This window comes from Mesorhizobium sp. M2A.F.Ca.ET.046.03.2.1, assembly GCF_003952425.1.
In the GTDB taxonomy this organism is placed as follows: domain Bacteria; phylum Pseudomonadota; class Alphaproteobacteria; order Rhizobiales; family Rhizobiaceae; genus Mesorhizobium.
This window is the reverse complement of the sequence record NZ_CP034449.1, coordinates 1,932,381-1,954,842: the sequence shown is the minus strand read 5'-3', so window position 1 is coordinate 1,954,842 and position 22,462 is coordinate 1,932,381. Positions and strand designations below refer to the sequence as shown.

Sequence of the window (22,462 nt, the reverse complement as noted above, 5' to 3'; positions counted from 1 at the left end):
GCGGTGACCAATGAGCGACACGCTCCTCGAAGTCGACGATCTGCGCGTCACCTTCCCGACCCGCACCGGTCTCGTGCAAGCGGTGCGCGGCGTTTCCTTCTCGCTCGGCCGCGAGCGTCTCGGCATCGTCGGCGAAAGCGGATCCGGCAAGTCGCAGACCGGCCGCGCCATCATGGGGTTGACCCCGCCGCAGGCCGAGGTTTCGGCCAAGAAGCTCGCCTTTGACGGCATCGACCTGCTCTCGATCTCGCCTCGTCAGCGCCGGTCGCTGCGGGGAAACCGCATCGCCATGATCCTGCAGGATCCGAAATATTCGCTGGATCCGGTGATGACCATCGGCCGTCAGATCGTCGAGACGCTGCGCACGCATGAGAAGGTCTCCAAGGCCGAGGCGCGCGAATGGGCTCTGGCCATGCTGCAGGCGGTGCAGATCCGCGATCCGGCTCGCGTCTTCGATCTTTATCCGCACGAGGTCTCGGGCGGCATGGGCCAGCGCGCCATGATCGCGATGATGCTGGTCACCGGACCCGAACTGATGATCGCCGACGAGCCGACCTCGGCGCTCGACGTCACCGTGCAGCTCGACGTGCTCAAGATCCTCGACAAGCTCGTGGCCGAGCGCGGCATGGGGCTGATCTTCATCTCGCACGATCTGCGCCTGGTCTCGTCCTTCTGCGATCGGGTCGTCGTCATGTATGCCGGCAAGGTGGTCGAGCAGATCAAGGCGTCCGAACTGCGCGACGCCCGGCATCCCTACACGCGCGGCCTGCTCAACTGCATGCCGAGGATCGGTTTCGAGCGCCATCCGCTGCCGGTGCTCGACCGCAAGCCGGAGTGGGCGGCATGACGGCCGCCATCGCCATCCAAGGGCTGGAAGTGGTCTTCGACCGTTTTCGCGCGCTGAAGGGCGTCAACCTCGAGGTGAGGGAAGGCGAATCCTATGGCTTGGTCGGCGAAAGCGGCTCCGGTAAGTCGACGCTGCTAAAGGCGATCACCGGCCTTGCGCCTGTCGCTTCGGGCACCATCACCGTCAACGGCAAGAGGCTCGGCAAAACCCGCGACAAGGCTTTCTACCGCGATGTGCAGATGGTGTTCCAGGATCCCTACGGGTCGCTGCATCCGCGCCAGACGGTCGACCGACTGCTGCAGGAGCCGCTCGCGATCCATGGCATTGCCGATGGCGAGAAGCGCATCGAGCGCGCGCTGGACGAGGTCGGCCTCGGCAAGGGCTTCCGCTTCCGCTATGCGCACCAGCTTTCCGGCGGCCAACGCCAGCGTGTCGCCATCGCGCGTGCGCTGATCCTCGAACCCTCGATCCTTCTGCTCGACGAGCCGACCTCGGCGCTCGACGCCTCTGTTCAGGCCGAAGTGCTGAACCTTCTCGAAGAGGTCCGTCGCCGCCGCAAGCTCACCTTCCTGATGGTCAGCCACGACCTCGCCATCATCACCCATATGTGCGAGCGGCTGATGGTGATGCAGAATGGAGAGGCGGTGGAAACACTAACCGCGAGCCAGCTGATAGGGCATCGGGTCAGCGAGGATTATACGCGCAATCTGCTCAGGGCGAGTGAGGGGTTCGTGCGGACGGCTTGAGATGGTCCTGTTGGTGCATAGCCAATTTAGGAGATTTCCGTGGAGCGATGGAACTTCGAAGACCCACCGAACGTCGCGGTCTTGTCGGACAAGGGCATATTTAGACACGGCGACTGGATCGCATACGTCGTGCATGAAAATGACGATGACGACGACGATAATGATGAAGGGGGCAGTTGGCAGTTCTACAGCAGCGACACGCGGGATCGGAATGAAAGCGACATGATGCTCGTAGGCTTGCAAGAGGTGGTTGACCGGGACAAAAGCATCCTGGAATTGGCCGATTTGCCAAAGGGTTGGCACGCTTGGCGCAGCTCAAGGTCATCACCGTGGCAGCGCGCCAAGTCGCGTCCTCTCGGCCTTCGCGATGACGAATGACGGCCTTAGGTTGGGGTGGTCTGCGCCAGATCTCCGGTCTCTGACACAGCCACGCTTTCCCTATCTTTCGGCTCCTTGACCCTGAACCACGTCACGTAGAGTGCCGGCAGGAACAGCAGCGTGATCGCCGTGCCGGCGATGATGCCGCCCATCATGGCGTAGGCCATCGGTCCCCAGAACACTTCGCGCGCGATCGGGATCAGCGCGAGACTTGCAGCCGCGGCGGTCAGCGCGATCGGCCGCATGCGATGCTCGGTCGCTTCGACCACCGCCGCCCAGCGGTCCTTGCCTTCTTTGACGAGGTCCTCGATCTGCACGATCAGGATGACCGAGTTGCGGATCAGGATGCCGATCAGTGCCAGCACGCCGAGTATGGCGACGAAGCCGAGCGGCGCGCCGCTGGGAACCAGCGCCGCCACCACGCCGATCAGCCCGAGCGGCGCCACCGCCACCACCAGGAACAGGCGCTGGAAGCTCTGCAACTGCACCATCAGGATGGTCGCCATGACGAACAGCATCAACGGCACCACGGCCGCGATCGGGCCCTGGCTCTTGGCGCTTTCCTCGACCGAACCCGCGGTCTCGACCGAATAGCCGGGCGGCAGCTTGGCGATGAAGGCGTCCACCGACGGCTTCAACTCGTTGACGACGGTCGCCGGCAGCACGTCGCCGACCAGGCCGGCGCGCACCGTGATCGTCGGCGTGCGGTTGCGCCGCCAGACCGTCGGCTGTTCGAGGTCGTAGCGGAAGTTGGCGACGGCGGCGAGCGGGATCGACTCGCCGTTGCCGGTCGGCAGCTGCATGTTCTGCAGCGTCTCGATCGAGCCGCGCTCGGCCTCGCGCGACCGCGCCACGACGTCGATGAGATAGGTCGCGTCGCGCACCTGCGTGATCGTCGAGCCGCCCACCGTGCTGTTCAGCGCGCTGGCGATGTCCGAAGAGGTGATGCCGAGCTGGCGCGCCTTGTCCTGCAGCACGTCGACCCTCAGCACGCGCTGCGGTTCGTTCCAGTCGAAGGTGGGGGCTGCGAGCTTCGGATTGGCCGAGATCACGCCGGCGAATTGCTGCGCAAGTTCCCGCACCGTCTGGATATCGGGACCGCCGACGCGGTACTGCACCGGCCTGCCGACCGGCGGGCCGAGCTCCAGCAATTTGACGAACGCGTCGGTGCCGACGAACTCCTCGCGCAGCAGCTTCTCCAGCGCCGGCTTCACCCGGTTGCGCGCCTCGATGTTCTTGGTGACGATGACGGTCTGGCCGAAATAGGGATTGGCAGGCTGCACGTCATGGGCCAGCACGAAGCGCACGGCACCCTCGCCGATATAGGAGGAGAAGTGGTCGATGTCCGGATTGCCGGCCAGCGCCCGCTGCTCGAAGCGCTCCATCTGGTCGCGCGTCTCGGTGATCGAGGAGTTCTGCGGCAGGTTCCAGTCGACGATCAGCTCCGGCCGGTCGGAGGGTGGGAAGAACTGCTGCTGCACGAGGCCGAAGCCGGCGACCGAGGCGGCGAACACAAGCACCGTCACGATGATCGTCAGCCAGTGCCGGCGCACGGAGAAGACAAGCACGCGCCGGAACAGCGAGGTGAAGCGTCCTGGCTGGTCGTGGTGCTTCTCTTTCATCGTCGCAGGCAGGATGGTGACGCCCAGCAGCGGCGCGAACAGCACCGCCACGATCCATGACACCAGCAGCGACACCGCGATGACGACGAACAGCGTGAAGGTGTACTCGCCCGCGGCGCTGGAGTTGAGGCCGATCGGGATGAAGCCGGCGACCGTCACCAGCGTGCCGGTCAGCATCGGAAAGGCGGTCGAGGTGTAGACGAAGGTCGCCGCCTTGCGGAGATTGTCGCCGACTTCCAGCCGCGCCACCATCATCTCGACCGCGATCATTGCGTCGTCGACCAAAAGGCCGAGCGCGATGATCAGCGCGCCAAGCGAAATGCGCTGCAGCGAGATGCCGAGATAGGACATCACCGTGAAGGTGATGGCCAGCACCAGCGGGATCGACAGCGCGACGACGAAGCCGGCGCGCAGCCCCAGGCTGATGAAGGAGACGGCGAGCACGATCGCGACGGCCTCGAACAGCGCCCGCGTGAAGCCCGAGACCGCCTCTTCGACGATCACAGGCTGGTCGGCCACCAGATGCACGCCGACGCCGACCGGCAGGTCGGCCAGCACCTTCTGCATCTCCTCATGCAGTGCCTCGCCGAATTTCAGCAAATTGGCGTTGGGCTTCATGCCGATGGCAAGCCCGATCGCATCCTGGCCGTTGAAGCGGAACAGGGCCGTCGGCGGGTCGACATAGCCGCGCCGGATCGTCGCAACGTCGCTCAGCCGGAAGAAGCGATCGTTGACGCGCAAATTGATGGCCCGCAGGCTTTCCTCGGAGGTGAACTGGCCGCCGACGCGCACGCTGATCCGCTCCGGCCCGGACTGGATGACGCCGGACGGCGTGATCGCGTTCTGCGCCTGCAGGCTGGCCACGATTTGCTGCTGGTTGAGGCCGAGCGCCGCGATCTGGCGCGTCGAGAACTCGAGATAGATGGCCTCGTCCTGCGCGCCGACCAGATCGACCTTGCCGGCATTCGGCACAGTCAGGATCTTGGTGCGGACATCTTCGACATAGTCGCGCAGCTGGCGTGGCGTCAGCCCGTCGGCGGTGAAGGCATAGATGTTGCCGTAGACGTCGCCGAAGCGGTCGTTGAAGAACGGTCCCTGCACGCCCTGCGGAAGCTGCGCCTTGATGTCGTTGACCATGTTGCGCACCTGAAGCCAGTTCGGCACGACGTCGCGCGCCTTGGTGGTGTCCTTCAGGTTGAGGAAGACGACCGTTTGGCCGGCAGTGGTGACCGATTTGGTGTAGTCGAGGCTGTCGAGCTCCTCGAGCTTTTTCTCGATGCGGTCGGTCACCTGCTGCACCGTCTCCTTGACCGAAGCGCCCGGCCAGTTGGCCTGGATGATCATGGTCTTGATGGTGAAGGCGGGATCTTCCTCGCGACCAAGATTGAGATAGGAGAAGATGCCGGCCACCACGAAGACCAGCATGAAATACCAGACCATGGAGCGGTGACTGAGCGCCCAGTCGGAGAGGTTGAAGCCCTTCATCAGACACCGCCCTCCGGCACTTTGACCTTCTGGCCTTCGGCGAGGCTGTGGACGCCGGCTGTGACGACGCGCATGCCGGCCTCGAGCCCTCCGGCCACCGTGAAGCTGCCGCCGCTCTTGGACGCGACCTTGATCTCGCGCGCGCTCACGCTGGAGGATTGCGGATCGACGATCCAGACTTTCTCAGAGCCGTCTTTTTCGAGCAGCGCCGATATCGGCAGTTCGATCGTCGGGTCCACCTTGGTCATACGCGTCGCGGTGATCGTCGAGCCCAGGCGGAACGCTGTCGGCGGATCGACCAGCGTCAGCTTCACGCGCCTTGTGCGCGTGGCGCCTTCCGACTGCGGCGCGATCTCGCGCAGCCTCGCCTGTGTCTTGATCGTCGGCAGCGATTGCAGGACCACCTCGAAGGGCATGCCGACGGTGAGGTCGCCGGTCAGCTGATCGGGGATGTCGACCACCGCCTCGCGCGGGTCGGTACGCGCCACGGTGACGACGGTCTGTCCGGCCGAAACCGTCTGGCCGACCTCGGCGCCGGTAGCGGTGACGACGCCGTCGAAATCGGAGAACAGCCGCGCATAGCCAAGCTGCTCCTGCGACTTGGCCAAAGCGGCATTGGCGCGCTCGACGCCGGCTTCCGCCGCCTGCCGCGCCTGTTTCGCGGCGTCGAATGTCGCCTGCGATGTGTTGGCCGAGGCCAGCAGCTGGCGCTGGCGATCCTCGCTGGCGGCGGCGTTGATGAACTGCGCCTGCGCGTTCGACAGATCGGCTTTCGACGCCTGGACGGCAAGCTCCAGCGCCGTCGGATCGAGCGCCGCGATCGTCGTACCCTTGGTGACGAGGTCGCCGACCTTGACGTCGCGCGAGACGACGCGGCCGAGCAGCCGGAAGGCGAGGTCGGCACTGTATTGCGGCTCGACCGAACCGGCGAAGCCGAAGGTCTCGACGGTCTTCGGCTCGATCACAACAGACAGGACAGGCCGGATGACCTCCGGCGGCTTCTCTTCCGAGCGCGAGCAGGCGGCGAGCGCGGCTAGGACAAGCAGGGGAGCGACGTGCCGCAACCGGTTCATTGGCTGGCTCCAGCGATCTCGACCGTTTGTCCGGGGCTGAGCAACTGTCCGCCGGCGGTAACGACGCTCTGTCCTTCCTGCAATCCCTTGTCGACGGCGATGATGCCTGAATCGAAGGCGAGCACCTCGACCGGCGTCTCCGTCACCGCCTTGCTCGACGGATCGATCACCCAGACGGCGGGCTTGCCGGTGGCGGATGTCAGAGCCTGCCAGGGCAACAGAATGGCCCTGACCGGCTTGGCGCTGACCGTGCCGATCACGGCCGCGCCCAACGGCATGCCGGCCGGCGTGTCAGGGATGCCGACCTTGACCCGGATCGATCCGGACTGGGTGTCGACCGCCGGCGAAATCTCGCGAACCTTGCCGACCGCGCGCACCTGCGGGTCGGACAGCAGCGTGATCGTCACCGCGGGCGAGGGCGGGGTCTGGGCAACCAGCGTCTCGTGCACGTTGAAGACAGCGTCGCGGTCGCCGTCCTCGGCGATGGTGAACACGGTCTGCGCCGCTTGCACCACCTGCCCGGCCTCGACCTGGCGCGCCGTGATGACGCCGGCAGCCCCCGCCTTGAGCTCGGTGTAGGAAAGGTTTTCCTTGGCATTGGCGAGGGCGCTTTGCGCCGCGTCGACGCTGCCTTGCGCCACTTTCAGGGCCTGGTCCGCGCTGTCGAAATCCCGCCTCGTCGTGAAACCCTGCGAAAGCAGCGTCTTTTGCCGTTGGTAGGTGGCCTCGGCCTGGGTGAGCTGCGCCTGCGCCGCGTCGAGATCGGCCTGGGCCGAGCGCAGGTCCGACTCCTGTTCCTGCGGGTCTATGCGCGCAAGCACCGCACCCTGGTCGACATGCTGGCCGACATCGACCAGACGCTCGGCGACCCGGCCGCCGACGCGGAACGACAGATTGTTGAGCGTGCGTGCGGCGATCACCCCGGTCAGCGAGGTTCGCGGCGCGTAGTCGGCGAGGGCGACCGTTTGCGTCGTCACCACCACCGGCAATTTCTTTTCCGCCGCCTGCTGCTTCTGGCAGCCGGCCGCCGAAATCGCCGCGCCGGCGCAGACGAGCAGCAACAACGTTTTTGAACGAAAAGGATGGCGGTGTGGCGAAGACGGCAAGGCGGACGATGTCGCTTTCCTGCTCATGGTTCCCCTCAAGCCGTGGGGGCCGCTGCCGCCGGCGGCACGTCGCGGATGAAATGAGATTAATCCATCGGCGGGAAAAGGAAACTCTTTCCGGGGCGTGTTTCGTCAGCCTGGTTAAGGGCATTCTCGCAGGCCCAATCGACTGGGCCATGGTGCCGACTTGAGCAAAACATGAAATAAGGCCAGAAGGGATTTCAACGGCATCAAACGAGAACGGGCCCAATCTCGATGAGGGATGGCCCGATGAGGGACGATATGAAGAATTCAGCCATTTCCGAACGCAAGAACCAGTCGATTTCGCGCGGCGTCGGCATGACGACGCAGATCTACGCCGATCGCGCCGAGAATTCGGAAATCTGGGATGTCGAGGGCCGCCGCTATATCGACTTCTCTTCCGGCATCGCCGTGGTCAACACCGGCCATCGCCACCCGAAGGTGATCGAGGCGGTCAAGGCGCAGCTCGATCGCTTCACCCACACCTGCCACCAGGTGGTGCCCTATGAGAGCTACGTTCATCTCGCCGAGCGGCTGAACGGCCTGTTGCCCGGCAAGTTCGGCAAGAAGACCGTCTTCGTCACCACCGGCGCCGAGGCGGTCGAGAACGCCATCAAGATCGCCCGCAACGCCACCGGCCGCCAGGCGGTCATCGCCTTTTCCGGCGGTTTCCACGGCCGCACCTTCATGGGCATGGCGCTGACCGGCAAGGTCGTGCCCTACAAGGTCGGCTTCGGCGCGATGCCGGCCGATGTCTTCCATGCGCCGTTCCCGGTCGCGCTGCATGGCGTTTCCGTCGCGGATTCACTCGCCGCGCTCGACAAGCTGTTCAAGGCCGATGTCGATCCGAACCGGGTTGCCGCCATCATCGTCGAGCCGGTGCAGGGCGAGGGCGGCTTCTACGAAGCGCCGCGCGACTTCATGGCTGCATTGCGCAAGATCTGCGACCAGCATGGCATCCTGCTCGTCGCCGACGAGGTGCAGACCGGCTTTGCCCGCACCGGCAAGATGTTCGCCATGGACCATCACGACGTGGCGCCCGATCTCACCACCATGGCCAAGAGCCTCGCCGGCGGCTTCCCGCTGTCGGCCGTCACCGGCCGCGCCGAGATTATGGACGCGCCCGGTCCCGGCGGCCTCGGCGGCACCTATGGCGGCAGCCCGATCGGCGTCGCCGCGGCGCACGCCGTGCTCGATGTAATCGAGGAGGAAAAGCTCTGCGACCGCGCCAATGCGCTGGGCGCGCGGCTGAAGCAACGGCTGGAATCGATCCGCGAGGACGTGCCGGAGATCGTCGACATCCGCGGCCCGGGCTTCATGAACGCGGTCGAGTTCAACGACGTGAAGAAAGGCCTGCCGTCGGCCGAATTCGCCAACGCGGTGCGGCTGAAGGCGCTGGACAAGGGCCTCATCCTGCTCACCTGCGGCGTCTACGGCAACGTCATCCGTTTCCTGTCGCCGATCACCATCCAGGACGGCGTCATGACCGAGGCGCTGGATATTCTGGAAAGCTCAATCCGCGACGCGCGGGCTGCCTGATCGCGTGTCAGCTTCAACCATCCTTGGGTATTTTCCCTCCATCGAAAATGCCCTGGATGTCGCGTGAGCCGTGCAGGATGCGCTCAACACGCACGTCGTCATCTTCGACGGTATAAAAGATGACGTATCTCTGGAATGCGACGGAGCGCAGCCCGGGCCAGAGCTCGGAACGGGGAGCGCCACCACGGGGTGCTCCAAGATAGTGTCGCATCGTACTCGAAGAGCCGCTATCAAGCGGCGGGCGGCGGCCGGATCTTCAGCTCGGATGTAATCGCCAATCTCTTCAATGTCCTGCACGGCGGCGGGTGCGAAACTGAGAGCCATTATTTGCGGCTTTCAGCCGCGTATCTTTTCTCCAACCGATCAAAAACGTCGTCGGCTGCAATAGCTTGTCCGCTCTCCACACCCTTGCGGATGTCTTCGCGCAGCGCGGCAAGCTTCGCCTGCCGGTGCTCTTCGCGTTCTTCCAGCAGACGCAGGCTATCGCGCACAACCTCGCTTGCGCTGGCATAGCGGCCACTCTCGACAAGCTCGCGCACGAATGCCTCGTGGCGGGAGCCAATGCTGTAGCTTGCAGGCATGGAACAAATCTTTCGCTTTATCCGATATTATCAATTTATGATAAGTCGGCGGAGCTCGTTTGCCAAGGTTTGGCGTCTTTCGCACTCCAAGCGCTGTTCCCAGCATGTGGATTGAACAGTCAGCCCGTCGCCCTGGTCGGTTCGTCCTCATTGAAGGCCGCAAGCGCGGCCTTCAATGAATCCGGCCCGCCTGCCACCGTCTGCGGCGTCGGCGAGAAACCGGCGCCGAGCATCTTGCGGCCAAGCATGTGGTCCGCGGGGCGATTGACGGATTCGATGCCGAGCAGCCGGCTACCGGCATAATGGTAGATCGAGAACTTGTTGTCGGCGAGATCGCCGAGCACCACGTGGCTGTCCCCGCCTTGCGTCAGCCCCACCATCTGCAGCTTCATGTCGCCGATATCCGACCAGAACCACGGCACGGCGGCGAAGGCCTCCACGTGCCCGAGGATGGTGCGCGCGGCAAGCCTGGCCTGGTCGGTGGCGTTCTGTACCGATTCCAGCCGCACGTCGCCGCCGGTGAACCAGTGCCGGTAGGCGGCGGCGTCGCCGATGGCGAGGATTTCGGGGATCGAGCTCTGCATATGCTGGTCGACGCGGATGCCGTTGCCGATGGCCAGGCCGGCGGTTTCGGCCAGTTCGACATTGGGCACGACGCCGATGCCGATGATCACCATCTGCGCCGGCAGGTGTTCGCCACTTGAGGTGATCGCTGCCGAGACGCGGCCGCTGTCACCCTCCAGCCGGGCAACGGTTGTGCCGGTCAGGATGCGCACGCCGATCGCCTCCAGGCGCTGGCGCACATGTGCGGCGATGATCGGCGCCACGGCGCGGCCGAGCAACCGGTCGACGGCCTCGACGACCGTGACGTTGCGGCCGGCGGCCCTCAGCGTCGCCGCGATCTCCAGCCCGATGAAGCCGCCGCCGAGAATGACCACGTCCTCGCTTTGCGCGCTGAGCTCGCGGATCAGGCGCGCATCGGCCAGCGAGCGCAGCGAGACCACGCCGGCGAGGCCGGCGCCGTCGAGCTTGAGCAGGCGCGGCCGCGAGCCGGTCGCAAGCACCAGCCGGTCGAAGCCGAGCGTTCCACCGCCTGCGAGATTCAACCGGCCCGCGCGGGCATCGATGCTGTCGATGCGCATGCCCGGCCGGTAGTCGATGGTGTTGCCCGTATAAAATGCCTCGCCGCGCAAGGGCTGGGGCTTGGCTTCGGGATCCTTGATAAAGGTCTTGGACAGCGGCGGTTTGTGATAAGGCAGTTCCCGCTCGTCGCCGATCAGGACGACGGGCCCATCATAGCCCTCTTCGCGCAGGCTGGCGGCGGCCTGCACGCCGGCATGGCCCGCACCGACAATCACAACCCCGTTCGTCATCGCAATCCTTTTTTGTTTGCAAATCTAAGCCCTTGCGCCAAGTGGCGATTGTCTGCCGCCGCCGCAAGAGCCGAGGATCGGGTCGCACCCAGAATGGCTGTCTGTCAATCGAGTCAGCGGCAGTGCTGGCTTAAAAGTTGACATTCGTAGTTTAGAATAATTCTAAACTGTTGTTTCAATTGAATTTTTTCCGTCGCGCCAGTTGACTCCCGGCCTCTCCCTCGCTTTATGGAGGACTGCGCGCAAAGCGTATCCCTTTGATGTTTGGGCCTTGAACCCTTTCGATTGGAGGCAAGAGGGTGTCTTTTTATCGCGAACCGCGCATCGGCGCGGCCACCAATTTTCCCGGCATGCTCATGCCTCGGCGTGAGTGGACGCACGCGCCCTTTGCTGAATTTCCATGGAACTGGAGAAAGATGATGACGGCACGTAATGGCGGCAGGCTCGCTGCGATCTGCGCCACGGCTGCGCTGACGGCGGCGGTTTTCGTGTTGCCGGCGAAAGCCGAGACCGACGCCAAAGCGGTGATCAAGACCTATGCCGACATCGCTCTGGCCAAATACGAGGATTCGCTGATCACCGCGCTGGCGCTGGACAAGGCCGTCGATGCGCTTATCGCCAGCCCCTCCGCCGACACGCTGAACGCCGCGCGCGAAGCCTGGAAGGCGGCGCGCAACCCTTACCAGCAGACCGAGGTCTATCGCTTCGGCAACAAGATCGTCGACGACTGGGAAGGCCGCGTGAATTCCTGGCCGCTGGATGAGGGCCTGATCGACTATGTCGCCAAGAGCTACGGCACCGAGTCGGACGAGAACGCCCTCTACACGGCCAATGTCATCGCCAACAAGGAAATCGAGATCAACGGCAAGAAGGTCGACGCCTCGAAGCTGACGCCGGAATTCCTGTCCGGCACGCTGCAGGAAGCCGGCGGCGTCGAGGCCAATGTCGCGACCGGCTATCACGCGATCGAATTCCTGCTCTGGGGACAGGACCTGCACGGCACCGGTCCGGGCGCCGGCGAGCGGCCCTATACGGATTACGACCTCAAGAACTGCACGGGCGGCAATTGCGACCGCCGCGCCGAATATCTGAAATCGGCGAGCGACCTTCTGGTGTCCGACCTGCAGGAGATGGTCAACAACTGGAAGGAAGACGGCGCCGCGCGCAAGAACCTCACGGACGGTGACGCGAATACCGGCATCTCCACCATCTTCACGGGCATGGGCTCGCTCTCCTACGGCGAACTGGCGGGCGAGCGCATGAAGCTTGGCCTTTTGCTGCACGATCCGGAGGAGGAGCACGACTGCTTCTCCGACAACACCTACAACTCGCATCTCTATGACGCGATCGGCATCCGCGACGCCTACCATGCCAGCTACAAGCGGCTCGACGGTTCCGTGGTTTCGGGTCCGTCGGTGTCCGACATGGTGAAGGCCGCCGATCCGGCGATCGACAAGGAGCTGTCGGGCAAGCTCGACACCACCGTCGCCAAGATGGAGGCCATCAAGGCGCGCGCGTTGGCCGGCGAGGCCTATGACCAGCAGATTGCCGAGGGCAACACCGCAGGCAACGCCACCGTGCAGGCGGCGATCGACGCGCTGATCGACCAGACCAAGTCGATCGAGCGCGCCGTCGGCTCGCTCAAGCTGAACCAGATCGCCTTCGAGGGTTCCGACAGCCTCGACGCACCCGACAAGGTGTTCAAGTAAGTTTAGATCTCGATACCAGCCAAGCGGCGCGGGACCGGCGCCGTCAGCCAGAGCAAGTCAATGCTGATCTGCCATTGCAACATCATCACCGAGAAGGAGATCGAGCAGACGATCATCGGCCTGCTGGATGAGGATCCCTGGCAGTTGATCGTGCCCGCGAAGGTCTACCACGCGATGCGCAAGCGCGGCCGCTGTTGCGGCTGTTTCCCAAATGTGGTGGAAACGATCATTCGGGTCACCGAGAACTACCACGCCCGCTCACAGATGGGCGGCGTGGACATCGTTTCACACCTGGATCGCGTGCGAGGCTTGCGCGGCCAATACGGGAGCAGAACCCATGAAAGGCGAACCGCAGATCATCGAGCGGCTTAATGAAGCTCTGTTTCTGGAGCTTGGGGCCGTCAACCAATACTGGGTGCATTATCGCCTGCTCGAGGATTGGGGCTACACCAAGCTGGCAAAGAAGGAGCGGGCGGAATCGATCGAGGAAATGCATCACGCCGACCGGCTGATCGCGCGCATCATCTTCCTCGAAGGCCACCCGAACCTGCAGTCCGTCGCGCCGCTGCGCATCGGCCAGAACGTCAAGGAAGTGCTCGAATCCGATCTGGCCGGCGAATATGACGCGCGCACCGCCTACAAGCGCTCGCGCGAGATTTGCCACGACGAAGGCGATTTCGTCTCGATGAAGCTGTTCGAGGACCTTTTGACCGACGAGGAAGGCCATATCGACTTCCTGGAAACGCAGCTCGACCTGCTCGCCTCGATCGGCGAGGAAAAGTACGGCCTGCTCAATGCCGACTCGGCCAACGAGGCGGAGTAAGGACATGCGGGAATGCGGCGCCCCGTAGACTTTTCGCGCCGCGCGCGGCCGGCCGCAATCGACGGCCTGCCGCTTCAGAAGACCCCGCGATACCGGACCGGTCGCGGGGCGTCGCTTTTGCTGGCGATCGTGCTTTCCGCACCCACGCTGGCCGGCGAGCCGGCCGCCTTGCCGACGAGCCGCACCGACCTGACGCCGAAGGACCAGGCGCGGGTCCTGGCCGTCACCAGGCCAACGACCGACTTCACCAGGCCTGAGCCGTTCGAGCTGATGCAGGGCGGCGCCGGCACCTCGCGCAAGGACGTCAACCGCGATGCCTTCTCGCAGTCCTCCGCCAACATCACTTTCGAGGAAGAGGGCAATTTCAAGCTCGGCAATGCGCTTTTCCGCAAGAACTGGGTGTCGTCGCCGTCGTCGACCCAGGCTTCCGACGGTCTTGGCCCGCTGTTCAACGAGCGCGCCTGCCAGAACTGCCATTTGAAGGATGGCCGCGGCCGCCCGCCGCAAGGTGATGCCGGATCGACGTCGATGTTCCTCAGGCTCGCGCGCGACGCCAGCAGCGCAGAGGAAAAAGCGGCGCTCGCCGACCACAAGCTGCTGAACTTTCCCGATCCGGTCTATGGCACGCAATTGCAGGATCTGGCAGTTCCGGGCCTCAAGGGCGAAGGCCGTGTGCGCGTCGAGTACTCCGAGGAGAAGGTGATGCTCGGCGACGGCACCGCCGTTGCGCTGCGCAAGCCGCGTTATTCCGTCGAAAATCCCGGCTATGGCCCGCTCGATCCGCGCACCACGCTGTCGCCGCGCCTGACGCCGCCGATGATCGGGCTGGGCCTGATCGAGCAGATCGCGCCAGCCGATATCCTTGCCCATGCCGATCCGGACGATCGCGACGGCGATGGCATTTCGGGCCGGCCGAACATCGTGCGCGACGAGTTGAGTGGTGCGGTGACCCTGGGCCGCTTCGGCTGGAAGGCGCAGACCGCCTCGATCCGCCAGCAGGCGGCCGACGCCTTTGCCGGCGATATCGGCATCTCGACTCCTGAAATGCCGAAGCCTTGGGGTGACTGCACGGTGGCCGAGAAGGATTGCCTGGCCATGCCGAACGGCGTGCAGCAGCGGCTGGGCACGGCCGAAGCCCCGCCGCCGGTGATGGACCTCGTCACCATCTATTCGCAGAATCTGGCCGTGCCGGCACGGCGCGACATCGCCACACCGCAAGTGCTCGACGGAAAGAAGCAGTTCTACGAAATGGGCTGCATCGCCTGCCACACGCCGAAATTCGTGACCATGCGCGGCACGCCCAACAAGGCGCAGGCCTTCCAGCTGATCTGGCCCTATTCCGATTTCCTGCTGCACGACATGGGCGAGGGCCTTGCGGACCGACAACGGGTTGGAGAAGCCACGGGGAGCGAGTGGCGCACCCCGCCGCTATGGGGTATTGGGCTCACCGCGACAGTCAATGGCAATGCCTTTTATCTGCATGACGGCCGCGCCCGCACGCTTGCCGAGGCGATCCTGTGGCATGGCGGCGAGGGGCAGAACGCCCGCGACCGCTTTGCCGGGGCGGCCGCGACCGATCGCGATGCGTTGATCAAATTCCTGGAGTCCCTCTGATGCTAAAACGCGTCGCTCTGATGTCGAAATGCCTGGTCCTTGTTCTTCCTTTCCTTCTGGCCGCTGCCTTGCCGGCATCAGCCGCGGTCAAGGCTTCCGACGTCATCGAGCGCGCGATCGATGGCTTCGTCCGCCCCGCCTATGCCAGTCTTGACGAGCATGCGGCGGGCCTGGCCAGGGCGATGCACCAGCTTTGCGAAGCGCCGTCCGAAATCAATCTCGAAGCGGCGCGCTCGGCGTTTTCCGGCACGGTCGAGGCCTGGTCTGTGGCCGAGATCATCGCCTTCGGGCCGATCAAGGAAAACAACCGGCTGGAGCGTATGCTCTATTGGCCGGACCGCAAGAGCATCGGCCTGAGACAAGTGCAGGCCACGCTCGCATCGAAGGACCCGTCGGCCACCGATCCGGTGCAACTGGCGCAAAAGAGCGTCGCCATGCAGGGCCTCGGCGCGCTCGAATACGTGCTTTATGGCGACGGCGCCGAAACGCTTGCAGGGAAGGACGAGCCCTATCTTTGCGCCTATGGCGAGGCGGTCGCCGGCAACGTCGAAACCATGGCCGGCGAGGTGCGCGATGCCTGGCAAAAGCCCGACGGCTTCGCTTCGCTCTGGGCTCATCCCGGCCCGAAGAACCCGCTCTACCGCGACGGCAACGAAGCGGTGACGGAACTGGTCGGCGTCTTCATCAACGAGCTGGACATGATCCGCGATGTGCGGCTCAAGGGCTTCCTTGGCGCCAAGCCGGACGCCGACAAGCCAAAGCAGGCGATCTACTGGCGCTCGCGGAACACGGCGGCTTCGCTGGCCGGAAATCTCTCCGGCATCGACCAGCTGTTCCAGGCTTCCAAGCTAGGCGATGCGCTGCCCGCCGACGCGCAGTGGATGGCCGAGTCCATCCACATCCAGCTCAGCAACGGCGTGACAACAGCGAAATCGATCCCCGGCCCGATCGACAAGGCGCTCGCCGACCCCGCGCTGCGCGACAAGCTCGAACATTTCGCGCTGATCACCTCGAGCCTGTCGACCTTGATCGGCACCAGGATGACCGCCGAGTTCGGCCTGACCGCCGGCTTCTCGTCGCTGGATGGGGATTGATGCCGTGAGAACTCCCCTCATCGACCGTCGCGACTTCCTGTGCGCCGCGGGCGCTGGCTTCGCCGCCGCCATGGCGCCGCGCGCCTGGGCCGACACGCTGGCGGCGGACGCGGTGTTTGCCACGGCTTTCGTCAAGCGCGACGGCAGTTTTGGCGCCGCCGTGCTGTCCGAGGCCGGCAAGATCCTGCACAGCATCGATCTGCCGGACCGCGGCCACGACGTCGCTTTCGATCCGGTGTCGAAACGCTCGGTCGTTTTTGCCCGGCAGCCCGGCACTTTCGCGGTCGTCTTCGACCATGCCGGCCGCGACAAGCCTTTGACCATTGCCAGCATCGCCGGCCGGCATTTCTTCGGCCATGGCGTGTTCTCGCCCGACGGCGCGCTGCTCTATGCGACCGAAAACGATTTCGACAACGCGGCCGGTGTCGTCGGCGTCTATGACGCGAAGGCCGGGTTCAGTCGCGTCGGTGAGTTCCCGACCTATGGCATGGGCCCTCACGAGCTGCTCCTGCTCGGCGATGGCCGAACGCTGGCTATCGCCAATGGCGGCATCGAAACCCATCCCGACTATGGCCGCGCCGAGCTCAACATCGCGACGATGAAGCCATCCTATACGCTGGTCGACCGCATCACCGGCGACCTGATCGAAAAGCATGAATTGCCGCCGGCGCTTCATCAGCTTTCGATCCGCCATATGGACCGCGACCAGGCGGGCACCGTCTGGTTCGGCTGCCAATATCGCGGGCCGGCGACAGACCGCCCCGCGCTGGTTGGCCGCGCCGCGCGCGGCAAGGAACTCGAACTGGTGGAGATGCCGCAAGACGTGCTCTCCGGCTTCCGCAATTACATTGGCTCGGTCGCCGCCAATGCCGTCACAGGCACGATCGCCGTCACCTCGCCGGAGGGCAATTCGCTGGCTGTCATCGATGCCGCCAGCGGCCGCGTGGTTGCGACCCGGTCTCTGGTGGAGGTCTGTGGGCTTGCGCCTGACGGCAGCGGCTTCATGGCGACGACCGGCGCCGGCGAGATCGTCGGCGGCGCCGGCGCCATCCGTTCCGAGCCGGACTATGTCTGGGACAACCATATGCTGCGCATTGTCGCGACGGCGTGATCGCCGCGCCTGGAGCAATTTCCGGGAAAAGTGTGAGCGGTTAGGTTCGGCGCGTTCGCCGTAACCCTCTGTCCGGAATTGCGTCAAAACAAAGAGATAGGGCGGCCCGCCGTTTCCGTGAAACGGTGAAGCGCTCTAGAAGCAAAGCCGCTTAACATTTCTGCGCCCTGGCCCTTGCGGCGGCGCCCCATGCCGGGCAGAGGGAATTGTGTTTCGATCCGTTCGTTAACCGGCCCATGAAGCTGCCCGTATGAAGTTGCTTGCCATCGACTGCGCCGCCAGTCTCTGCGCCGCCTGCGTTTATGACGCAGACGCGGGGAAGGAGCTTGGCCGCGAGCTGCGCGATCTCGGCAAGGGGCACGCCGAGCATCTGATGGCCGTCATCGAGACCGCCCTGCAAGCTGCCAGCGTCGGCTACCCTGACCTGGACGCCGTTGCCGTCTCGATCGGCCCCGGCTCCTTCACCGGCCTGCGCGTCGGCGTATCGACCGCGCGCGGCCTGGCGTTGGCGCTGAAAATCCCGGCGATCGGCGTGACGACTCTGGAAGCCCTGGCAGCCGAGGGCGCGAAGGCTTTTCCCGGGCGCGCGGTGCTTGCAGCGCTCGACGCCGGGCGCGAGGAAATCCATGCGGCGCTCTATGATAGAGCGTTAGCCAAGACTTACGGACCATCCGTAGCTACGCTTGCCGAGGCGGTGGCCATGGCCATCAGCGCCGAAGCGGTGCTTGTCGGAACCGCCGCGCCGCGGATTGCCCACGCGGCAGGTCGTGCCTTCGACACCGGTCCGGTCGCCGCCACCGCCGATATTGCCACCTATGCCAGGCTGGCCGCCGCCAAGGGACCCGGCGAGAAGCCGAAGCCGCTCTATCTGCGTGGCGCCGACGCCAAGCAGCAGGCGGGTTTCATTCTGCCAAGGCAGGACAAGGGAAGCGAACCCTGATGCGCATTCCGTTCTTTCAGCCGCGCCGCAGGGATTATGCGCTGGAACCGCTGACGGTCGCCGACAGCGCCGCTGTTTCGGTGCTGCACCGCGAGGATTTCGTGCGGCCCTGGACCGATGGCGAGTTTGCGGCGCTCCTCGAACAGGACACGGTCTTCGGCTATGCGGCGCGGGAAACAGGTCAGGGCTCCAAGCCGCCGGTCGGCTTCGTGCTCGCCCGGCTCGCAGCCGGCGAGGGCGAGATCCTGACCGTGGCCGTCGCCCGCAGCCATCGCCGCCAGGGCCTTGGCTGGCAATTGATGGACGCGGTGCTGCGCGAGCTTCATGCGCAGCGCGCCGAAGCGCTCTTCCTCGAGGTCGACGAGACCAATGCGCCCGCGATCGGGCTCTACCGCAGGCTCGGCTTCATCCAGGTCGGCCATCGCCCGAACTATTACCGTTCGACCGAGCACGGCCCGACCGGCGCGCTTGTCATGCGCCGCGATCTTCGCTAGCCAATCCGCGCGATAGGGCCGGAGCGAATGATCGAGAAATTGCGGATTTTCCTGGCGCTCTTCTATGTGGTCGTCTGTTCCCTGGTGCTGGTGCCGCTGCAGATCCTGTCGATGAAGACGGGGCTGTGGCCCGAAACTGTCATCCTGAAGATCTGGCACAGCATGATCCTGCGGGCGCTGGGCATGCGGGTGCATGTGACGGGCAGCTTGGCCAAAGACCGCCCTCTGCTGGTGGCGGCCAACCACATTTCCTGGACCGACATCATGGTGCTCGGCTCCTTCGTCGATGTGAAGTTCATCGCCAGGGCCGACATGGAGGGCTGGCCGCTGATCGGCATGCTGTCCAAGCTGCAGCGCACCGTCTTCATCGAGCGCGAGCGCAAGCGCACCTCCGGCGACCAGGCCAGCGAGATCGCCAAGAGGATGGCGAAAGGCGACGCCATGGTGCTGTTCGCCGAAGGCTCGACCGGCGACGGCAACCTGGTGCTGCCGTTCAAGAGCACGTTGTTCGGCGCGGCCTCGATGGCGATTTCGGAAGGCGCGGCGGAACAGGTCTTCATCCAGCCCGTGGCGATCGCCTATACGCGCCTGCATGGCATGCCGATGGGCCGCCGCCATCGGCCGATCACCGCCTGGATCGGCGACCAGGATCTGATGCCGCATCTCAAAACCCTGCTTGCCGAAGGCGCGATCGATGCCGAGGTGCATTTCGGCCAGCCGGTGCCGTTCTCCAAGGGTTCGAACCGCAAGGAAACGGCGAGACTGATGGAAGCCAAGGTGCGCGAGATGATGCAAGGCATCCTCGCCGACCCGGCCAAGAACCGGTGAAGTCGAGGCGCACGACGGGCCCACAAGGCAGAATCGTCTGTTTTTTGTCACGGAAAGGCGCTAGAAGCCGCCCGATGGAACTGAACAGGATTGAAAGCCATGGCATCGGCGCTGCCGCCGAGCGCTCGGCCGGCACTGACCGCGCGGCGAAAAAGGTCTTCGTCAAGACCTATGGATGCCAGATGAACGTCTACGATTCCCAGCGCATGACCGATGCGCTGGCCGCCGACGGCTATGTCGCCACCGACGCCGTCGAGGACGCCGATCTGGTGCTGCTCAACACCTGCCATATCCGCGAGAAGGCGGCGGAAAAGGTCTATTCCGAGCTTGGCCGCATCCGCGACATAAAGGCCGAGCGCGCCAAGGCCGGCCGTGAATTGCTGATCGGTGTCGCCGGCTGCGTGGCGCAGGCCGAAGGTGCGGAAATCATCCGCCGCGCTCCGGCGGTGGATCTGGTCATCGGCCCGCAGACCTATCACCGGCTGCCCGACGTGCTGGCGCGGGTCCGCGGCGGCGAGAAGATCGTCGAGACCGAATACGCCATCGAGGACAAGTTCGAGCATCTGCCGCAGCCGAAGCGCGCCGAATTGGCAAAGCGCGGCGTCACCGCTTTCCTCACGGTGCAGGAAGGCTGTGACAAGTTCTGCACCTTCTGCGTGGTGCCCTATACCCGCGGCGCGGAGGTCTCGCGCCCGGTGGCGCAGATCGTCGCCGAGGCCGAGCGGCTGGCCGAGGCCGGCGTGCGCGAGGTGACCCTGCTCGGCCAGAACGTCAATGCCTGGCATGGCGTTGGTGAGAATGGCGAGGAATGGGGTTTCGGCCGTCTGCTGTTCCGGCTTGCGGAAATCCCCGGACTGGCGCGGCTGCGCTACACAACCAGCCATCCGCGCGACATGGACGACGAATTGATCGCCGCGCATCGTGACCTGCCCGCCTTGATGCCCTATCTGCATTTGCCGGTGCAGTCGGGCTCCGATCGGATTTTGAAGGCGATGAACCGCAGGCACACGGCACGCGACTATCTGGCGCTCATCGAGCGCATTCGCGCCGCCCGTCCCGACATCGCTATGTCGGGCGATTTCATCGTCGGCTTCCCCGGCGAGACGGACGAGGATTTCGACGCGACGCTGAAACTGGTGCGCGAAGTGGGCTACGCCTCGGCCTTCACCTTCAAATATTCCCCACGTCCTGGGACGCCGGGCGCCGAGATGGACGGCCATCTTTCCGAAACCGTGAAGGACGAACGGCTGCAGCGCCTGCAGGCGCTGATCAACGATCAGCAGCAGAATTTCATAGCCAGCGTGGTCGGCCGCACCGTCAGCACGCTGATCGAGAAGCCAGGTCGCCGCCCCGGTCAGATTCTTGGCCGCTCGCCATGGCTGAACCCGGTGATTGTTGACGACAAAGCCGGTGGAATCGGTGACATTATTGACGTGCGAATCACGAAGACAGGCCCCAACAGCCTGTTCGCCGAGTTGGCCTAGCCACAAGCCTCGGCAGATGAGGAGAGACGGTTGAGCGCTGCCGAACTGAAGAATCCGCCCCAGAACCAGGCGTCCGGGGCTTCCGACATGGCGCACATCGTACTGACCTTCGACAACAACAAGCTTGCCAGCGCCCTCTACGGCCAGTTCGACGAGAACCTGGCGCGGCTCGAGCAGAAGCTCGGCGTGGATATCCGCTCGCGCGGCAACCAGCTTGCCATCAAGGGCTCGGCTTCGGCCGCCGAACAGGCGCGCCGCGCGCTGGATACGCTCTATGGCATCCTGCAGAAGGGCGTCGACATCGGCCAGTCGGATGTCGACGGCGCCGTGCGCATGGCGATCGCCGCCGACGACCAGTTGACGCTGCCGACCATGGAGCGCAAGGGCAAGGTTTCGGCCGCCCAGATATCGACGCGCAAGAAGACGATCTACGCCCGTTCGCTGACGCAGGACGCCTATATGCGGGCGCTGGAGCGCTCCGAAATGGTCTTCGGCATCGGCCCGGCAGGCACCGGCAAGACCTATCTGGCGGTGGCGCATGCGGCGATGCTGCTCGAACGCGGCATGGTCGAGCGCATCGTGCTGTCGCGCCCCGCGGTCGAGGCCGGCGAGCGGCTGGGCTTCCTGCCCGGCGACATGAAGGAGAAGGTGGACCCCTATCTGCGGCCGCTCTACGACGCGCTCTACGACATGATGCCGGCCGACAAGGTCGAGCGGGCGATCGCGGCCGAAGTGATCGAGATCGCGCCGCTAGCCTTTATGCGTGGCCGCACGCTGGCGCATGCGGCGGTGATCCTCGACGAGGCGCAGAACACCACGCCGATGCAGATGAAGATGTTCTTGACCCGTCTCGGCGAGAACTCGCGCATGATCGTCACCGGCGACCCGACCCAGATCGACCTGCCGCCCAACACCAAGTCGGGGCTGGTCGAGGCGCTGCGCATCCTCGACGGCGTGCCTGGCATCGTCACCGTCCGCTTCAACGAAGGCGACGTGGTGCGCCACCCATTGGTTGCCGAGATCGTCAAGGCCTATGACCGCGACGGCAAGCTGGCGCGGGGCCTGGGCGCCGAAAGCTGATCAAAAGGCTATATGGCTGACAATCCAGCATTAAGCGGCGAGACGCCGGTCAATATCGATATTTTCGTCGAGGCCGGCAATTGGCCTGCCGAAGCCGAGCTGACGCGCCTGGTCGATCGCGCCGTTGCGGCCGCCTTTGCCGAAACAGGGGCGACCGGCGTCTCCGAGCTCAGCGTCGTCTTTTCCGACGATGCTCACATCCGGACGCTCAACGCCGAATGGCGCGGCAAGGACAAGCCAACCAACGTCTTGTCTTTTCCGGCTTTTCCGTTTCCGAAGGGCGGCAAGCTGCCGCCGATGCTGGGCGACATCGTGCTGGCTTCCGAGACGGTGGCGCGCGAGGCCGCACTGGAAGACAAGCCGTTTGAGAACCATATCACCCATCTCGTTATTCATGGCCTACTGCACTTGCTGGGTCATGATCACGAGACCGACGCCGAGGCGGAGGAGATGGAAGCGATCGAGCGCGCAGCGCTTGCGAGGCTTGCCATTCCCGATCCCTACGCGTAACAAA

Annotated in this window: 21 protein-coding genes and 1 pseudogene; 16 read left to right on the top strand and 6 right to left on the bottom strand. The window is 64.6% G+C overall.

The genetic code is table 11. From position 1 onward, the window contains the following. Positions 1-10 precede the first annotated feature (10 nt). From EJ072_RS09335 to EJ072_RS09325, 3 genes are read left to right on the top strand one after another with little or no spacing between them, the layout of a single operon-like run. The gene (locus EJ072_RS09335) at positions 11-847 is read left to right on the top strand and encodes an ABC transporter ATP-binding protein (RefSeq protein ID WP_126079436.1); all 837 of its coding nucleotides are present in this window, start codon (positions 11-13) and stop codon (positions 845-847) included. Further along, positions 844-1,593 (top strand): ABC transporter ATP-binding protein, encoded by a 750-nt coding sequence (locus EJ072_RS09330; protein ID WP_126079435.1) that lies wholly within the window; start codon positions 844-846, stop codon positions 1,591-1,593. Before EJ072_RS09335 ends, EJ072_RS09330 begins: the two co-directional genes overlap by 4 nt. A 39-nt stretch (positions 1,594-1,632) precedes the next feature. Further along, complete coding sequence (locus EJ072_RS09325) at positions 1,633-1,971, top strand: hypothetical protein (protein ID WP_126079434.1); 339 nt, start codon at positions 1,633-1,635, stop codon at positions 1,969-1,971. Positions 1,972-1,976: 5 nt separating this feature from the next. Here the strand turns inward: EJ072_RS09325 and EJ072_RS09320 are convergent, their stop codons facing one another. From EJ072_RS09320 to EJ072_RS09310, 3 genes are read right to left on the bottom strand one after another with little or no spacing between them, the layout of a single operon-like run. After that, positions 1,977-5,078 (bottom strand): efflux RND transporter permease subunit, encoded by a 3,102-nt coding sequence (locus EJ072_RS09320; RefSeq protein WP_126079433.1) that lies wholly within the window; start codon positions 5,076-5,078, stop codon positions 1,977-1,979. After that, positions 5,078-6,151, bottom strand: a complete 1,074-nt coding sequence (locus EJ072_RS09315) for an efflux RND transporter periplasmic adaptor subunit (RefSeq protein ID WP_126079432.1) — start codon at positions 6,149-6,151, stop codon at positions 5,078-5,080. Before EJ072_RS09315 ends, EJ072_RS09320 begins: the two co-directional genes overlap by 1 nt. Further along, on the bottom strand, positions 6,148-7,212 hold the full coding sequence (locus tag EJ072_RS09310) for an efflux RND transporter periplasmic adaptor subunit (RefSeq protein WP_245463177.1): 1,065 nt from the start codon (positions 7,210-7,212) through the stop codon (positions 6,148-6,150). Before EJ072_RS09310 ends, EJ072_RS09315 begins: the two co-directional genes overlap by 4 nt. A gap of 327 nt (positions 7,213-7,539) precedes the next feature. On the opposite strand from EJ072_RS09310, the gene EJ072_RS09305 reads away from it, so the two are divergent. Further along, positions 7,540-8,817 (top strand): 4-aminobutyrate--2-oxoglutarate transaminase, encoded by a 1,278-nt coding sequence (locus EJ072_RS09305; RefSeq protein WP_126079430.1) that lies wholly within the window; start codon positions 7,540-7,542, stop codon positions 8,815-8,817. Positions 8,818-8,830: 13 nt separating this feature from the next. Here EJ072_RS09305 and EJ072_RS09300 read toward each other — a convergent pair. The 3 genes and pseudogenes from EJ072_RS09300 to EJ072_RS09290 all read right to left on the bottom strand — a co-directional run bounded on the left by EJ072_RS09300 (position 8,831) and on the right by EJ072_RS09290 (position 10,771). Then, positions 8,831-9,141, bottom strand: a pseudogene (locus tag EJ072_RS09300) (type II toxin-antitoxin system RelE/ParE family toxin). Then, complete coding sequence (locus EJ072_RS09295; protein WP_126079429.1) at positions 9,141-9,398, bottom strand: type II toxin-antitoxin system ParD family antitoxin; 258 nt, start codon at positions 9,396-9,398, stop codon at positions 9,141-9,143. The pseudogene EJ072_RS09300 and the gene EJ072_RS09295 overlap by 1 nt, the downstream one beginning before the upstream one ends. Positions 9,399-9,517: 119 nt before the next feature. After that, positions 9,518-10,771, bottom strand: coding sequence for an FAD-dependent oxidoreductase (locus tag EJ072_RS09290; RefSeq protein WP_126079428.1), 1,254 nt, complete (start codon positions 10,769-10,771; stop codon positions 9,518-9,520). A gap of 419 nt (positions 10,772-11,190) precedes the next feature. Between EJ072_RS09290 and EJ072_RS09285 the strand changes: the two genes are divergently transcribed. The 12 genes from EJ072_RS09285 to ybeY all read left to right on the top strand — a co-directional run bounded on the left by EJ072_RS09285 (position 11,191) and on the right by ybeY (position 22,458). Next, complete coding sequence (locus EJ072_RS09285; RefSeq protein WP_126083569.1) at positions 11,191-12,480, top strand: imelysin family protein; 1,290 nt, start codon at positions 11,191-11,193, stop codon at positions 12,478-12,480. Positions 12,481-12,540: 60 nt separating this feature from the next. After that, on the top strand, positions 12,541-12,852 hold the full coding sequence (locus EJ072_RS09280) for a (2Fe-2S)-binding protein (protein WP_126079427.1): 312 nt from the start codon (positions 12,541-12,543) through the stop codon (positions 12,850-12,852). Next, positions 12,818-13,303 (top strand): bacterioferritin, encoded by a 486-nt coding sequence (gene bfr, locus EJ072_RS09275; RefSeq protein ID WP_040985970.1) that lies wholly within the window; start codon positions 12,818-12,820, stop codon positions 13,301-13,303. Before EJ072_RS09280 ends, bfr begins: the two co-directional genes overlap by 35 nt. A 12-nt stretch (positions 13,304-13,315) precedes the next feature. Then, entirely contained in the window at positions 13,316-14,917 is a 1,602-nt protein-coding gene (locus EJ072_RS09270) for a di-heme oxidoredictase family protein (RefSeq protein WP_126079426.1), read from the top strand. Then, complete coding sequence (locus EJ072_RS09265) at positions 14,917-16,011, top strand: imelysin family protein (protein WP_189343266.1); 1,095 nt, start codon at positions 14,917-14,919, stop codon at positions 16,009-16,011. Before EJ072_RS09270 ends, EJ072_RS09265 begins: the two co-directional genes overlap by 1 nt. 4 nt (positions 16,012-16,015) lie before the next feature. Further along, positions 16,016-17,122, top strand: coding sequence for a DUF1513 domain-containing protein (locus tag EJ072_RS09260; RefSeq protein WP_126079425.1), 1,107 nt, complete (start codon positions 16,016-16,018; stop codon positions 17,120-17,122). A 250-nt stretch (positions 17,123-17,372) separates the two neighbouring features. After that, on the top strand, positions 17,373-18,062 hold the full coding sequence (tsaB, locus tag EJ072_RS09255; protein WP_126079424.1) for a tRNA (adenosine(37)-N6)-threonylcarbamoyltransferase complex dimerization subunit type 1 TsaB: 690 nt from the start codon (positions 17,373-17,375) through the stop codon (positions 18,060-18,062). Next, positions 18,062-18,556 (top strand): N-acetyltransferase, encoded by a 495-nt coding sequence (locus EJ072_RS09250; RefSeq protein WP_040985961.1) that lies wholly within the window; start codon positions 18,062-18,064, stop codon positions 18,554-18,556. The genes tsaB and EJ072_RS09250 overlap by 1 nt, the downstream gene beginning before the upstream one ends. Before the next feature lie 27 nt (positions 18,557-18,583). After that, positions 18,584-19,384: a lysophospholipid acyltransferase family protein gene (locus EJ072_RS09245; protein WP_126079423.1), complete on the top strand. Its 801-nt coding sequence runs from the start codon at positions 18,584-18,586 to the stop codon at positions 19,382-19,384. 74 nt (positions 19,385-19,458) lie between these two features. After that, a complete protein-coding gene (gene miaB, locus EJ072_RS09240) occupies positions 19,459-20,868 on the top strand; it encodes a tRNA (N6-isopentenyl adenosine(37)-C2)-methylthiotransferase MiaB (RefSeq protein ID WP_126079422.1) in 1,410 nt (469 codons plus the stop codon). 87 nt (positions 20,869-20,955) lie between these two features. Then, complete coding sequence (locus EJ072_RS09235) at positions 20,956-21,948, top strand: PhoH family protein (RefSeq protein WP_245467349.1); 993 nt, start codon at positions 20,956-20,958, stop codon at positions 21,946-21,948. A 12-nt stretch (positions 21,949-21,960) separates the two neighbouring features. Then, positions 21,961-22,458, top strand: a complete 498-nt coding sequence (gene ybeY, locus EJ072_RS09230) for an rRNA maturation RNase YbeY (RefSeq protein ID WP_126079420.1) — start codon at positions 21,961-21,963, stop codon at positions 22,456-22,458. The last annotated feature ends 4 nt before the right edge of the window (positions 22,459-22,462 follow it).